At 34.4% G+C, this 15,685-nt stretch carries 14 protein-coding genes; 13 read left to right on the top strand and 1 reads right to left on the bottom strand.

Going from position 1 to position 15,685, the window contains the following annotated elements; translation table 11 throughout:
- Window positions 1–70: 70 nt before the first annotated feature.
- The 13 genes from paaD (at window position 71) to P8H50_RS04680 (ending at window position 15,049) form a co-directional block, all read left to right on the top strand.
- Window positions 71–571 carry a 1,2-phenylacetyl-CoA epoxidase subunit PaaD gene (paaD, locus tag P8H50_RS04740; protein ID WP_300206136.1) on the top strand — a complete coding sequence of 167 codons (501 nt, stop codon included), beginning with the start codon at window positions 71–73 and terminating at the stop codon, window positions 569–571.
- Window positions 572–644: 73 nt separating this feature from the next.
- Window positions 645–1,430 carry an enoyl-CoA hydratase-related protein gene (locus P8H50_RS04735; RefSeq protein WP_300206134.1) on the top strand — a complete coding sequence of 262 codons (786 nt, stop codon included), beginning with the start codon at window positions 645–647 and terminating at the stop codon, window positions 1,428–1,430.
- On the top strand, window positions 1,431–2,600 hold the full coding sequence (locus P8H50_RS04730) for a 3-hydroxyacyl-CoA dehydrogenase NAD-binding domain-containing protein (protein WP_300206132.1): 1,170 nt from the start codon (window positions 1,431–1,433) through the stop codon (window positions 2,598–2,600).
- Window positions 2,601–3,008 carry a hotdog fold thioesterase gene (locus P8H50_RS04725; protein WP_300206130.1) on the top strand — a complete coding sequence of 136 codons (408 nt, stop codon included), beginning with the start codon at window positions 2,601–2,603 and terminating at the stop codon, window positions 3,006–3,008. It abuts the gene before it with no gap.
- A gap of 52 nt (window positions 3,009–3,060) precedes the next feature.
- On the top strand, window positions 3,061–4,275 hold the full coding sequence (gene pcaF / locus P8H50_RS04720; protein ID WP_300206128.1) for a 3-oxoadipyl-CoA thiolase: 1,215 nt from the start codon (window positions 3,061–3,063) through the stop codon (window positions 4,273–4,275).
- Between the two features lie 49 nt (window positions 4,276–4,324).
- Entirely contained in the window at window positions 4,325–6,862 is a 2,538-nt protein-coding gene (gene paaZ / locus P8H50_RS04715; protein WP_300206126.1) for a phenylacetic acid degradation bifunctional protein PaaZ, read from the top strand.
- 52 nt (window positions 6,863–6,914) lie between these two features.
- Entirely contained in the window at window positions 6,915–8,435 is a 1,521-nt protein-coding gene (locus P8H50_RS04710; protein ID WP_300206124.1) for a serine hydrolase, read from the top strand.
- On the top strand, window positions 8,435–9,187 hold the full coding sequence (locus P8H50_RS04705; RefSeq protein ID WP_300206122.1) for an enoyl-CoA hydratase/isomerase family protein: 753 nt from the start codon (window positions 8,435–8,437) through the stop codon (window positions 9,185–9,187). Before P8H50_RS04710 ends, P8H50_RS04705 begins: the two co-directional genes overlap by 1 nt.
- A gap of 1 nt (window position 9,188) precedes the next feature.
- Window positions 9,189–9,785, top strand: a complete 597-nt coding sequence (locus P8H50_RS04700) for a transferase hexapeptide repeat family protein (protein WP_300206120.1) — start codon at window positions 9,189–9,191, stop codon at window positions 9,783–9,785.
- 2 nt (window positions 9,786–9,787) lie between these two features.
- Entirely contained in the window at window positions 9,788–11,086 is a 1,299-nt protein-coding gene (locus P8H50_RS04695; protein WP_300206118.1) for a dihydrolipoamide acetyltransferase family protein, read from the top strand.
- 15 nt (window positions 11,087–11,101) lie between these two features.
- Window positions 11,102–11,695 carry a TlpA disulfide reductase family protein gene (locus tag P8H50_RS04690; RefSeq protein ID WP_300206116.1) on the top strand — a complete coding sequence of 198 codons (594 nt, stop codon included), beginning with the start codon at window positions 11,102–11,104 and terminating at the stop codon, window positions 11,693–11,695.
- A gap of 10 nt (window positions 11,696–11,705) precedes the next feature.
- Window positions 11,706–12,773, top strand: a complete 1,068-nt coding sequence (locus tag P8H50_RS04685) for a branched-chain amino acid aminotransferase (RefSeq protein WP_300206114.1) — start codon at window positions 11,706–11,708, stop codon at window positions 12,771–12,773.
- Window positions 12,774–12,961: 188 nt separating this feature from the next.
- On the top strand, window positions 12,962–15,049 hold the full coding sequence (locus tag P8H50_RS04680; protein ID WP_300206198.1) for a thiamine pyrophosphate-dependent enzyme: 2,088 nt from the start codon (window positions 12,962–12,964) through the stop codon (window positions 15,047–15,049).
- Between the two features lie 79 nt (window positions 15,050–15,128).
- Here P8H50_RS04680 and P8H50_RS04675 read toward each other — a convergent pair whose 3' ends face one another.
- Window positions 15,129–15,680 carry a DUF4136 domain-containing protein gene (locus P8H50_RS04675; RefSeq protein WP_300206112.1) on the bottom strand — a complete coding sequence of 184 codons (552 nt, stop codon included), beginning with the start codon at window positions 15,678–15,680 and terminating at the stop codon, window positions 15,129–15,131.
- Window positions 15,681–15,685 lie beyond the last annotated feature (5 nt).

The following is a 15,685-nucleotide window of genomic DNA, read 5'->3' as shown; positions in this document are numbered from 1 at the left end:
AAAGGATTTTTTTTCGAAAACAGAATATTAAGTAGAGTGTCATACAGAGCTTGTCGAACTATCTCAAATAATGGTAAAAGAAAAACAAAACATAGATAAAAAACTAATTCCAATTTTGGAAGCAGTTTCAGACCCAGAAATCCCTGTATTATCTATTATGGATATGGGTGTTGTGCGTTCTGCTATAATTGTTGATGAGCTTGTTAAAGTAGAAATCACACCAACATACAGTGGTTGTCCAGCAATGGATGTGATTGGCGACGATATCAAAAAAGCATTAAAAGAAGCAGGTTACAATTCTGAAATTGATTTAATCTTGCATCCAGCTTGGACAACAGATTGGATTACACCAAGAGGCAGAAAGGCATTAGAAGATTATGGTATAGCAGCACCTTTAGATGCAGAAGCAGATAAAGACGTGTTGCTAAACGGAAAACGAATAGTAAAATGTACTAATTGTAGTTCACAAAATACACGATTAGTAAGTCAGTTTGGTTCAACAGCTTGTAAAGCACAATTTCAGTGTGATGATTGCCAAGAACCATTCGATTATTTTAAATGTTTGAAATAAAGTAACCTTAGTTCTAATGAAATTCTTTTTTTTAGAATTTCGTATCAAGAATATATAAAGAAACAAAATAGGTATGAGTAATAATTCAATTCTTTTAAAAATTGAAAACAAAGTAGCGTACATAACGCTAAACAGACCAGAAGTCTTTAATAGTTTCAATCGTGAAATGGCATTTAATCTTCACGAAACTTTAGATGCTTGCGAAAAAAGTAATGAAGTAAGAGCTATAGTTTTAACGGGAAATGGAAAAGCATTTTGTGCAGGACAAGACCTAAAAGAGGTTACAGATCCTGATTTAAATCCAGGCTTTAAAAAAATTCTAGAAGAACACTATAATCCAATAATTACAAGACTAAGAGCAATTAAAAAACCAATAATAGCTGCAGTTAATGGAGTAGCAGCTGGTGCAGGAGCTAATATAGCTTTAGCATGCGACATCGTTATTGCACATGAAAAAGTCAGTTTTATTCAAGCTTTTAGTTTAATAGGTTTAGTTCCAGATAGTGCTGGAACTTTTTTTCTACCACGATTAATAGGTTTTCAAAAAGCATTAGCTTTAGCCATGTTAGGCGATAAAATTTCTGCAGAAGAAGCAGAAAAAATGGGTATGATTTACAAAATGGTACCACTTGAGAATTTCGATACAGATGTTAATACATTAGCTTTAAAATTAGCTAATATGCCAACCAAAGCACTTGGATTAATTAAAGAATTATTTAACAAATCAATGACAAATGATTTAGAATCTCAATTAGCCTTAGAATCTAAATTACAAATAGAAGCAGCTCAAAGTAGTGACTATGCAGAAGGCGTTGCTGCATTTATTGAAAAAAGAAAACCAAACTTTAAAGGAAACTAAATGAACGTAGGAATTATTGGAGGTGGAACAATGGGAAGTGGTATTGCGCAAGTTGCAGCAACTTCAGGTTGTAAAGTAAAGTTGTACGATACTAATCAAGCAGCCTTAGATAAAGCTAAAGCAGCTTTAGAAAAGATATTAAATCGTTTAATCGAAAAAGAACGTATTGATAACGCTGAAAAATTAAGAATCCAATCTAATATCTCATATGTAGATAATTTAAAAGATTTAGCAGATTCAAACCTAACTATTGAAGCGATTATTGAAAACCTTGATATTAAGAAAAAAGTGTTTTCAGAATTAGAAAGCTATGTGGCAAACGATTGCATTATTGCTTCAAATACATCTAGTTTATCAATGGCATCAATAGCAGCATCTCTTAAAAATCCAAAACGATGTGTCGGAATTCACTTTTTTAATCCAGCACCTTTAATGAAATTGGTTGAGGTTATTCCTGCTATTCAAACATCATACGAAACCTTAGAGAAAGCTATAGATACTATCGCGAGTTGGAAAAAAACGGTCGCTGTAGCTAAAGATACACCAGGTTTTATTGTTAACCGTGTTGCTAGACCTTTTTATGGCGAAGCATTACGTATTTACGAAGAAGGATTAGCCGATTTTGGAACTATAGATACAGCTATGAAAGAAGTAGGTGGTTTCAGAATGGGACCATTTGAATTAATGGATTTTATAGGGAATGATGTTAATTACACTGTGACCGAAACCGTTTTCAAGGAATTCTATTACGACCCAAGATATAAACCATCATTTACACAAAAACGTTTTGCTGAAGCAGGTTATTTAGGACGAAAATCAGGAATAGGTTATTACGAGTATGATGAAAATGGGAAACGTGTCATTCAGAGCGATAGCGAAGAATCTCATAATAAAGAATTGTCAACACAAATATTTGAAAGAATACTAGTCATGTTAATTAACGAAGCTGCAGATGCATTATTTTTAAATATCGCATCAGCAGAAGACATAGATAATGCCATGACTAAAGGTGTAAATTACCCAAAAGGATTATTGGCTTGGGCAGACGAGAAAGGCATCGATTGGTGTGTGTCAAAATTAGACGAGTTGTATAGCGAATATCACGAAGATCGATACCGTTGTAGTCCATTATTACGCAAAATGAATAGAGAGAACAAAACATTCTTTTAAATGAAAGGAGAAGAAATTCCACATAAAATGTTATCACAAGATGCTTATAGCACTTGGCTAGGAATAGAAATTCTAGAATGTGAAATTGGACGTTGTAAAGTCGCTATGACCATTAAAAAAGATATGCTAAATAGCATGGACAAAGCGCATGGTGGCATTAGTTACGCTTTAGCAGATACAGCATTCGGGTTTGCAGCAAATACTCATGGAAAATATGCGGTTTCTATAGAAACCAGTATTAATCATATTGAAGCTTTAAACGAAGGCGATTATATAGTAGCAGAATCTGTTATCGAAACGGTAAAAAACAAACTAGGCTTTAATATTATAGAAGTTAAAAGAGGAGACGAAATGGTAGCTCTTTTTAAAGGTGTAGTTTATAGAACTCAAAAAGATTGGGAAGAATAAAACAAAGTGATTTGTCATTCTGCATTTGCTGCGGAATCAATAAATATAAATTATGAAAGAAGCATACATAATAGATGGCATTAGAACACCAATAGGAAACTACAAAGGCACATTGTCTGCTGTTAGAACAGACGATTTAGGTGCATTAGTCATTTCAGAAATCGTGAAACGTAATCCAAGTATTCCAAAGGAAGCTTATGACGATGTGATTATGGGTTGTGCCAATCAAGCAGGAGAAGATAATCGTAATGTGGCACGAATGGCATCACTTTTAGCAGGATTACCATTTACAGTTCCAGGAGAAACGGTTAACCGTTTATGTAGTTCAGGATTGTCTGCAATTATTCACGCTAATCGCGCCATAAAAGCAGGAGATGGAGACGTGTTTATTTCAGGCGGAGTGGAGAATATGACACGCGGACCATACGTAATCGCAAAACCATCTTCAGCATTTGGAGGCGACTCAAAAATGTATGACTCTACGTTCGGATGGCGTTTTATCAATCCGAAAATGCAAAAATTATATGGTACAGATGGTATGGGAAACACTGCTGAAAATCTTGTAGAGCTATATAACATCTCAAGAGAGGATCAAGATAAGTTCTCCTATTGGAGCCAAATGAAAGCGACAAAAGCTCAGGAAAACGGACGATTAGCCAAAGAAATCGTAACCGTTGAAATTCCGCAACGAAAAAAGGATCCAATTCTATTTTCAAAAGATGAATTTGTAAAACCAAACACGTCATTAGAAATTTTAGGAAACTTAAGAGCTGCATTCAAAAAAGAAGGCGGAAGCGTTACAGCAGGAAATTCTTCAGGATTAAATGATGGAGCAGCAGCAACAATAATAGCATCAGAAGATGCCGTAAAAAAATACAACCTAAAACCACTAGCACGAATTGTAAGTTCAGCTGTGGTAGGAGTGGAGCCTCGAATTATGGGAATTGGTCCTGTTCAAGCGTCAAACAAAGCATTAGAAAAGGCAGGATTGACAATGGAAGATATGGATATTATCGAGCTTAATGAAGCTTTTGCAGCACAAGCATTAGCGTGTACTCGTGCTTGGGGATTAGCAGACGACGATTCTAGGTTAAACCCAAATGGTGGTTCTATAGCTATTGGTCATCCATTAGGAGTCACGGGAGCTAGAATAGCATATTCAGCAGCTTTAGAATTGCATGAACAAAATAAAAAGTATGCTTTAATCACGATGTGTATTGGTGTTGGTCAAGGTTATGCTGCAATTATTGAAAACGTGAATGTATAACGATTTGTCATTCCGCATTTGATGCGGAATCCACTATATATTATAAAATATGAATAAGATTCAACATTACGTTCAAGGTAGTTGGACTACAGGAAAAGAAGAAGGAATACCAATTTTAGATGCTGTCACTGGCGAAGCTTTCACAAGTGTTGCAATAGAAGGCCTAGATATTCCTGAAATTCTTCAGTACGGAAGAACCAAAGGAGGCGAAGTTCTTCGTAAAATGACCTTTCAAGAACGAGGAAACATGCTCAAAAGTTTAGCATTATATCTCACCAAAAGAAAAGACGCATTTTATGATTTAAGCTATAGAACAGGAGCAACCAAAGTAGATAGTTGGATTGATATTGAAGGAGGTTTTGGAAACTTATTCGCTAATGCATCCTTAAGAAAATTATTTCCTAATCAATCGTATCATGTAGAAGGCGATGCTATCGATTTATCTCGTGGTGGACGCTTTATGGCGCATCATATTATGGTGCCCAAAAAAGGTGTTGCTGTGCATATCAATGCTTTCAATTTTCCAGTTTGGGGAATGTTAGAAAAATGTGCGGTGAATTGGATGGCTGGCGTCCCAGCTGTGGTATTACCTGCACCATCTTCTTCTTATCTATCCGAAGCTGTAGCAAGAACAATTATCGATTCTGGAATACTACCAGAAGGCGCATTGCAAATTATAAATGGAACCGTTAAAACAATTTTAGATACTGTCGAATCTCAAGATGTAGTAACTTTTACGGGTTCTGCACAAACAGGTCGTTTGTTAAAAGCACATCCAAGATTGATTCAAGAATCTGTGCCATTTACTATGGAAGCCGATTCTTTAAACGCTTCAATTTTAGGTGAAGATGCGGTTCCAGGAACTCCAGAATTCGATTTATTTATTAAAGAAGTTAGAAAAGAAATGACCGTTAAAGCTGGACAAAAATGTACAGCAATCAGACGAATCATTGTGCCAGAGAACTTAGTTGAAGACATTCAAATTGCATTAGGTAAAGCATTAGATAAAGTGACAATTGGTGATCCGAGACTTAAAGAAGTTAGAATGGGTTCTTTGGTAAGTCATCAACAAGTGCAAGCGGTTAGGGATTCAGTAAACGATTTAGCTAAAGAAGCACAGATTGTTTATGGTAATTTAGATACAATTGAAACCATTGGAGCAGATGCTAAAAAAGGAGCATTTATAAGTCCTATTTTGTTGCGAGCAGATTATCCGTTTCAAAATACGGTCATTCATGAGCGTGAGGCATTCGGTCCAGTAAGTACCATTATGCCATATAAAAATTTAGAGGAAGCGATTACTTTAGCGCAAATGGGTAAAGGTTCATTAGTCTCTTCAATAGCTACTAACGATGATAAAATAGCTAAAGACTATGTGGTAAAGGCTGCATCGCATCATGGGCGAATTTTAGTGCTTAATAGAGAAAGTGCAAAAGAAAGTACTGGTCATGGTTCACCATTACCATATTTGGTGCATGGAGGACCAGGTCGTGCAGGTGGAGGAGAAGAAATGGGAGGCATGCGTGGTATTAAGCATTACTTGCAACGTACAGCAATTCAAGGTTCACCTTCAACAATAACTGCAATTACTGGTATTTATCAGCAGAATGCTAATTACACAGAAGCAGAAGAGCATCCGTTTAAATACCATTGGGAAGACATCGAAGCAGGAATGTCAATGAAAACCCATAAGCGTACCTTGACTGATAACGACATACAGAATTTTGCCAATTTGACTTGGGATCATTTCTATGCACATACAGATATTACCTCTTTAGACGGAAGTATTTTTGAAAAAAGAACAGCTCACGGCTATTTTATTATATCTGCAGCAGCAGGATTATTTGTGTATCCAAACAAAGGACCTGTTGCAGCAAATTATGGTTTAGATAGTATTAGATTTTTAAGACCATTATATCATAATGATACGATTTATGTGCGACTAACCTGTAAAGAAAAAATAGATAGAGATGTTGCTTCAGCAGAACATCCTAGTGGAATTGTAAAATGGCATGTTGAAGTATTCGATGCTAATTTTGAAAACCAACCTGAAAGTCAAAAATCAGATAAAGATACGCCATTAGTCGCTGTTGCTACGATTTTAACTATGGTTCAAAAGAAGCAAGAAACATTTGTGGAAATGACCAATGAAAAAATAGATGATTGTCTATCTAAACTGTCTGAAGACCTAAAACCAAAATGGGGAATCATGACACCACAACACATGATTGAACATTTGGAGTATACATACAAAATAGCAGCAGGAGACGTTCAGGATTTTGAAATATCAACACCAGAAAAGATTCTAGAAAAAGTAAAAAATAGTCTATGGAACTATGATAAGTTTCCTAAGAACAGTCAGTTTCCACAATTAGAGAAAGATACACTTAACGATTTAAAGCATGAAAATTTAAGTGTTGCTATTCAGCAATTCAAGGAACAACGAAAAAAGTATTTAGACTATTTTAAAGAACATCCAGAAGCTACATTAAGTAATATGGTTTTTGGAGAATTAAATAAATACGAATGGTATTTATTAGAACGTAAACATTTAAATCATCACTTCGAACAATTTGGAGCTTTGTAATTCCTGAGAAGGCAGGAATCTAAAATTTATACCTTGTAATTATTATTCACAAATGAATTTGATAAAAAAAATCACATATATTACACTATTTGGCCTAACTATTTTTAGCTGCAATTCAGAAAAAAAGGTAAACATTTCTGAAGATTCAGCAAAAGATGCGTTTAATAAACTTACAAATCTTGTTGACGGTTTTGCAGAGAATAGCATCCAAAAAGGCAATGCTAATTCATTTGCAATAGCCATTTATAAAGATGGTGAAATGTATCAAAACTATTATGGTGAAATTGATAAAGAGGACAACAATAAGCCTAACGATAGCTCACTCTACGAAATAGCATCTATAACTAAAACATTCACTGGGTCTTTAGTAGCAAAGGCTGTTTTGATTGGTAAAATTGGTTTAGATGACGATATCCGAAAGTATTTAAAAGGTAATTATCCAAATCTTGAATTCGAAGGGCATCCCATTACTGTAAAACACCTTTTAACACACAGTATGGGATTAAAAAATAAACACACAAAAGGCTTTGAAGCTATTAGTAATAAAGTAACAAGCGGAACCTACGATTATAAAACAGATTCCTACTCCATAGACGATTTATTGGAAGAGCTTAAAACGGTTGAGGTAGATAAAAAACCAGGAACAGTTTTCGCATATAATTCAGTTGGTCCTGAGTTATTGGCACATATTCTAGAAAATGTAAATAAGAAGCCTTTCAAGATGCAAATGGATGCTTTTTTTAAAGAACTAGGAATGAATGATACATATCTACAATACTCTCAAAATTACAAATACCGATTAGTTAAAGGTTATAAAGGAGAAGTGTTAGCACCAATAGATCATGACCCAGTTTATGGTGCAGCTGGTGGTGCGATTTCTACATTACCAGATTTGGCTAAATATATGCAGTATCTAATTGATAATAAAAACGGGCCATGGATAAAAGAAGCCTCACGTGTATTGTTTACAGATCCAGATGACGATGAACAAATAGGATACTTATGGCAAAGTATAGGTTTTGCTGAAGAGGAAGGTTGTTATTATTCAAAAACAGGAACTTCTAATAGAATTCAAAGTGGAATATTGATTTGTCCAGATTCTAATTACGGCATTATTGTAATGGTAAATAACACCTCAGATCAAGCTATGCGAGATTGGGAATTACTATTCTTTAGAGATATTGAACCAATGGTAATTAAATACCCTAAACTCGACTTGTCTTCTGTATTTAGAAAGGATTTTAATGAAAACCCAAAAAAAGCGTATCAGAATTTTAGAACCTTAAAAAGTGATACTGTGACCTATCACTTTGCTGTAAGAGATTTAAATAATTTTGGTTACGATTTATTGAATGATAAAGAGTATCAAAAATCGATTGCAGTTTTTAAGTTTTTAACTGAAGAGTTTCCTGAAAATGCCAATATTTATGACAGTTTAGGTGAAGCCTATTTTATTACCGAAGACTATAAAAATGCTTTAATAAGTTTCAAAAAAGCATTGGAGTTAAATCCAGATATGAAAACATCAAAAAACTATATTAAAAAAATTAAAGAATTAAGTACACAACAATAATGAGTAATCCATACGTAACAATAGAAATAGAAAACGAAGTAGGTTATATAGAATTCTTTCATCCTGCTCACAACTCATTACCAGGAGATGTATTAGCAAAATTAGCAAACACAATTACTGAAGCAGGACAAAACGATACTATTAAAGTCATTGTATTAAAAAGTGGAGGAGATAGAACCTTTTGTGCAGGAGCAAGCTTCGAAGAATTAATTAGTATAGACGATGCAGCAACAGGAAAGGTTTTCTTTTCAGGATTTGCAAACGTTATAAACGCGATGCGTAAATGCCCAAAATTTATAATTGGACGCATTCAAGGAAAAACTGTTGGTGGAGGCGTTGGATTAGCAGCATCAACAGATTATTGTATGGCAACAAAATTTGCAGCAATTAAATTGAGTGAGCTTAATATTGGTATAGGCCCTTTTGTTGTTGGTCCTGCAATAGAGCGTAAAATGGGATTAAGTGCAATGTCACAAATAGCTATAGATGCCAATTCGTTTTATCCTGCAGAATGGGCAAAACAAAAAGGTTTATTCACTCATGTTTATGACACTACAGAAGCACTTGATGAAGCTGTAAAAACAACGGCAGAGCATTTGTGTACGTACAATACCGAAGCGATGTTGGAAATGAAAAAAGTCTTCTGGATAGGTACTGATGATTGGGATGAGTTATTGGCAGAACGTGCAGCAACAAGTGGAAGGTTGGTGCTTTCTGATTTTACAAAAGAAAAATTAAAAGGATTTAAATAAAATGATTTACAGTTTTAAAGGCTTTACACCAGTTGTACACGAATCTAGTTTCGTTCATCCTTTGGCAGCAGTAACTGGAAATGTAATTATTGGTAAAAACTGTTATATAGGTCCTGGAGCTGCGATTCGTGGTGATTGGGGACAAATTATTATAAAAGATGGTGTAAATATCCAAGAAAACTGTACAGTGCATATGTTTCCAGGAAAATCGATAACACTTAAAGAAAGTGCGCATGTTGGTCATGGCGCAATAATTCATGGTGCCAATCTAGGTAGAAATTGCTTAATTGGAATGAACACCGTAATTATGGACGATGCTGAAATTGGAGATGAAAGTATAGTTGGAGCAATGGCATTTGTAAAAGCCGAAACTATTATTCCTAAACGAAGCTTAGTAGTTGGCAATCCAGCAAAAGTGATTAAACAAGTTAGTGATGATATGTTGGCTTGGAAAACCAAAGGCACGCAATTATACCAACAATTACCTAGAGATTGTCACGAAAGTTTAAAAGAAGTTGAGCCTTTAAGAGAAGTGCCCGAAAATATGAAAATTCAAGAAGATGTTTATAAAACGCTTCGAGATTTTATGAAAAAATAATTATGTCGAGATACGAATTCAAAATGCCCAAATTGGGTGAGAGTATTACAGAAGCAGCCATTATTACATGGTTTAAAAATGTTGGTGATACCATTGAAGAAGATGAAATGCTTTTAGAAGTAGCAACAGATAAAGTCGATTCTGAAGTGCCTTCAACTGTTTCTGGAATTATTGAAGAAATTTTATACGAAGCTAACGCTGTTATTAAAATAGGAGAGCCTTTAGCTATCATTAAAATAGATGGTGAAGTAAAAAACACTAAAAAAGAAACTAACAAAAAGCTTGAAAAAAAATCTTCCGAAAAAGCAAAAACGTTAAAGAAACCAAAGCCAAATCCTGTTACTACTTCAAATCAGTTTAGTGTCTCAAATTCAAATGCTTTCTTTTCACCATTAATCATAAAAATTGCAAAAGAGCATCATATTAGTTTTGAAGAATTAGCTAGAATTCCAGCAACAGGAAATGAAGGTAGATTACGTAAAAGCGATGTTTTTCAGTATATAGAAGAAGGACGACCATATAAATTTGCACAACCAGTTGCACAACAAGATCCTACAGCTTATCGTATTCCGCAATTAAAATTCGATAAAGGAAAAGGTAAAGTGATTGAGATGGATCGTATGCGACAAATGATTGCAGATCATATGGTGTATTCAAAACACACCTCACCTCATGTTACGGCTTATGTGGAAGCAGATTTAACCAATATGGTAAATTGGCGAAATGCTAATAAAGTTGCTTTTCAAGACAAATATGGTGAACGCCTAACATTTACACCTCTATTTGTTGAAGCTGTTGCTAAAGCCGTCAAAGATTTTCCAAATATTAATGCGTCAGTCGATGGTAAAAATATTATTGTAAAAGAAGATGTTAATATTGGTATGGCTACTGCATTACCAAGTGGAAATTTAATTGTACCAGTGGTTAAAAATGCAGACACCAAAGATTTAAAAACGTTAGCCGAAAACGTCAATGAATTGGCCAACAAAGCCAGAGAGAATAATTTAAAAGCTGATGACATTCAGGGAAGCACATTCACGATTTCTAATGTAGGAACTTTTGGAAGCGTTATGGGAACACCAATTATTAATCAGCCAGAAGTAGCTATTCTCGCTTTAGGAATCATAAAAAAACGTCCTGAAGTTATTACTACAGAAAAAGGAGATGAAATAGCGATTAGAAGCATGATGTACTTATCGCTTTCTTTCGACCATCGTGTAGTTGATGGTTTTTTAGGAGGAAGTTTTGTACGTCGCGTGGCAGATTATTTCGAACAGTTTGATATGGATAGAAAGATTTAATACATAAAAAAAATTATGAAACTTAAATCAATTTTGTTTATTGCCTTTTATGCAATTCTAATTAGTGCCTTCTCTCAAACAGGAAATATAAGTTCAAAAAAAGAGCTTACAAAAGAGCAACAAAAAGCAAAGAACAAAGCGTTAACTGAAAAATATAAAATTCAGAAAAACAAGAATAAAGAACTACGAAAAGAAATAAACGGAAGTATAATTGATGATTTATCTTTTGAAGATATAAATGGAATTAAACACACTTCGCAAAGTCTAAAAGGTAAAATAGTTGTTATTAATTTTTGGTTTATTCAATGTAAACCTTGTGTTGAAGAGTTTCCAGATTTAAATGCCCTAAAAGCTGATTTTAAATCTAAACCAGTAGAATTTATTGCGGTTTCATGGAATGATAAAAATGCACTTCAAAATTTTTTAAAAACAAATAAACTAGACTTCAAAGTTGTACCAAATGGCATGTCAATAGTTGAGAAATTCAAAATACCGCATTATCCATATAATATTATTATTGATCAAAATGGAAAAGTAGAATACATAAGCGATGTACTTAGCTTTAATGTGATTAATAAGATAAAACGAAAAATAAACAATTTATTGTAAAAGTAATATCATGAAACATAACATTTCAGTAACCAAAGTAGAACACTCAAAAGTTGACAATATCGACTTTAATAATATTCCATTAGGTATAACTTTCACAGATCATATGTTTATTTGTGATTACGATAATGGAGATTGGATTAATCCAAGAATAGAACCATTAGCACTAATACCAACACATCCAGCAGCAATGGCTTTACATTATGGTCAAGCCATTTTTGAAGGCATGAAAGCAACTGTAGATACAGAAGGCAATCCAATGTTGTTTAGAGCAGATAAAAATGCAGCACGATTAAATGCAAGTGCAGATAGAATGGGAATGCCAGATTTTCCTCAAGACTTATTTGTAGAGGGCTTAAAACAATTAGTAGATTTAGAACGTAATTGGATTCCACCACTAGACGGAAGCGCACTCTATTTAAGACCATTTATGTATGCAGACGAGCCTTTTATTGGCATGAGAGCTGCTACACATTTTAAGTTTATAATTATGGCATCTCCAGCAGGACCATTTTTTAGTAAACGCATAAAATTGTGGGCTGAAAAGGAGTACATACGTGCAGCTAATGGAGGAACTGGTGAAGCTAAAGCAGCTGGTAATTATGCAGCTGCAATTCGTCCAACTGAGTTAGCAAAAGCAAAAGGTTACGATCAAGTACTATGGTTAGATGCAGTGGAGCATAAATACATTCAAGAAGTAGGAACCATGAATATTTTCTTTAAAATTAATGGAGAATTTATTACACCAAAACGAGACGGTTCTATACTAGATGGAATTACCAGGCTAAGCGTTATCTCTGTTTTAAAAGATAAAGGTTTCAATGTAATAGAACGCGCTGTTACAATAGACGAAATTGAAGAAGCATCACAAAAAGGAACTTTAGAAGAAGCTTTTGGTACAGGAACAGCAGTTGGTATAGCCTATATTCAAGAGATTGGAGTAGGAGACAAAACCATTCATGTGTCTAACGAAAGTCCAGTTGGTCTTGATGTTAATAACACCTTAAATGCAATTAAAACAGGTAAGATTGAAGATAAATTTAATTGGATGACAACAGTTAAAAACGAATTAGCTTAGGATAATTTTGGAGTTACCTAAAGGTCAGGCTTTCGGCAGTCGCTCTCTTCGAGGAGCTTCAACAAAGTCTCAATTGTGGAACACTCACAAATTTCTATTTATAAAATATTATAGATGAGTAATCCTTATCGCAGACGCAATCAAAATAATAAGTAAAATTGATTTCTGCTTTTGTAGAAATGACAGATATGATGAAAGATATATTAGAAAAAGGATTTTTAAAACTCTGCACAGCAAAAGCAATGGCAGAATTATACGAAGCTAATTTTAAGCAAGTTTCAAAATATGTACATGCAACATCTCGTGGTCATGAGGCTATTCAAATAGCCTTAGGATTACAATTGTTACCTCAAGATTATGCGTTTCCGTATTATAGAGACGACGCCATGTTATTATCATTCGGTTTAGAACCTTACGATTTAATGTTGCAATTATTAGCAAAAAAAGAAGATCCGTTTTCCGGAGGAAGAACCTATTATAGCCACCCAAGTTTAAAGGATGATGATAAGCCTAAAATTCCGCATCAATCATCAGCAACAGGTATGCAAGCCATTCCAGCAACAGGGGTGGCTATGGGAATGCAGTATAAGGAACTACAAGGTTTAGACGATTATTCTCTTGATTCCGATCCTGTTAGTTCGAGCGCAGTCGATAACTCTTTGAAACCAATAACCGTTTGTTCTTTAGGAGATGCATCAGTAACCGAAGGAGAAATAGCAGAAGCATTTCAAATGGCAGCTTTAAAACAAATGCCTATTTTATATTTAGTACAAGATAACGGTTGGGATATTAGCGCAAATGCTGCCGAAACCAGAGCACAAAATGCTTTTGAGTACGCTCAAGGATTTCATGGTTTAGAGGCCATTTCTATAGATGGTGCAAATTTTACAGAAAGTTACGAAGCACTAGAAAAAGTTATAAAAACAATACGTACAGAACGCAGACCTTTTTTAGTACATGCAAAAGTACCGTTACTTAATCATCACACTTCTGGTGTGCGCATGGAATGGTATCGCGACGATTTAGACGAAGCAAGATCTAGAGATCCATATCCAGTAATAAAACAACAGTTATTAGATGCTGGATTTTCGAAAAGTGAGATTAACGACATAGAAAATTTCGCGAAAGCAAAAGTACAATCAGATTTTGAAAAAGCGCTAAAAGCTGAAGATCCAAAACCTGAGGATTTATTTACATACGATTTTGTACCAACACCAATCACAGAAGAAAAAGGAACAAGAGCACCTGAAGGAGCAGATAAAGTGGTCATGGTAGATTGCGCCTTATTTGCAGTTGAAGAATTAATGAGAGCGCATAAAGAATGTTTACTTTATGGTCAAGATGTTGGAGGAAGACTTGGTGGTGTTTTTAGAGAAGCAGCAACACTGGCTCAAAAATTTGGTGACGATCGCGTTTTTAATACTCCAATTCAAGAAGCCTTTATTGTTGGTTCTACCGTTGGTATGAGTGCTGTTGGATTAAAACCAATTGTTGAGGTGCAATTTGCAGATTATATTTGGCCAGGATTAAATCAGTTATTTACAGAAGTAAGTAGAAGTTGTTACTTGTCTAACGGAAAATGGCCAGTTTCTATGATTCTTCGAGTACCAATAGGTGCTTATGGAAGTGGTGGACCTTATCATTCATCTTCTGTAGAAAGTGTAATCACCAATATTCGAGGTATAAAAATAGCCTATCCTAGTAATGGAGCAGATTTAAAAGGCTTAATGAAGGCTGCATATCACGATCCAAATCCTGTAGTGATTCTAGAACATAAAGGTTTGTATTGGTCTAAAGTACCAGGAACACAAGGTGCAACATCTGTTGAGCCAAGTGAAGATTATGTATTGCCTTTTGGTAAAGCTTGGGTGTTACAAGAAATATGGAAACAAGACGATTTAGAAACACTTACTATTGTTACTTACGGAATGGGAGTGCATTGGGCAATAAATGCTTCAGAAGCACTAGAAATGCAAGACCAAATAGAAGTTATAGATTTAAGAACATTGTTTCCGTTAGATGAAGACACTGTAATGAAATCTGTTAAAAAAACTGGTAAATGTTTAGTGGTTACAGAAGAGCCTTCGAATAATAGTTTTGCAAGAGCTTTAGCAGGAAAAATTCAAGAAGACTGTTTTAAATACCTAGATGCACCAGTAATGACTATTGGTAGTGAAAATATGCCTGCAATTCCTTTAAATTCTACTTTAGAAGAAACAATGATACCATCTACAGAAAAAGTGAAAGTTAAAATTGAAGCATTACTTAATTATTAAGTTTACAAAATTAGAATTTGAAATATTGAACACACAAAACAAAAAAGCGATTCATTTCTGAATCGCTTTTTAATGTAATTTATTCTTCCAATGCAGGAGGATACGCAGTCATAATTTCTCTAACAAATGTATTTATTCTTTCAATTTTTTTATCAACTTTAGAAGAACTTGTTAAATAACCAGAGCCTTTACCTTGCCAAACAAGCTCTTTCTTTTTTGCGTCTATTAAATCTATATATAGACTGCCTTGTAAATTGGTACTAACGTTAGTATTAAAGTTATTTCCCCAAAACGGGCTCCATCCCCAACCATATCCAAAACCACCAAAGCCATTATTCCATACATTAATTTCTTGTCTTTCTTTTGTAAAAATACTGACTAATAAATCTGGATCTTTAGATTTTGTAAATCCTTTTGCTAGCATTTCGCTTTCAATAGCACGAAGTATTCTACGTTTATCTAAATCACTTATTTCAGCTTTATCTATACCTGTTTTAAAAAAGGCAAAGGTTTTATAAGAGTCAAAATTGTTGTTCTTATCGTAATCTGCGGCAACACGTACAGAGTTGCATGAACTCATAATTATTAGCAAAGCTAATAATGAAAATGTTTTTTGAATTAATTTTTTCATTGTAA

It is taken from the genome of Lacinutrix sp. (assembly GCF_029238095.1).
Taxonomy (GTDB): Bacteria; Bacteroidota; Bacteroidia; order Flavobacteriales; family Flavobacteriaceae; genus Lacinutrix.
The sequence above is the reverse complement of the archived record's forward strand: the minus strand, read 5'-3'. Positions and strand labels throughout refer to the sequence as shown.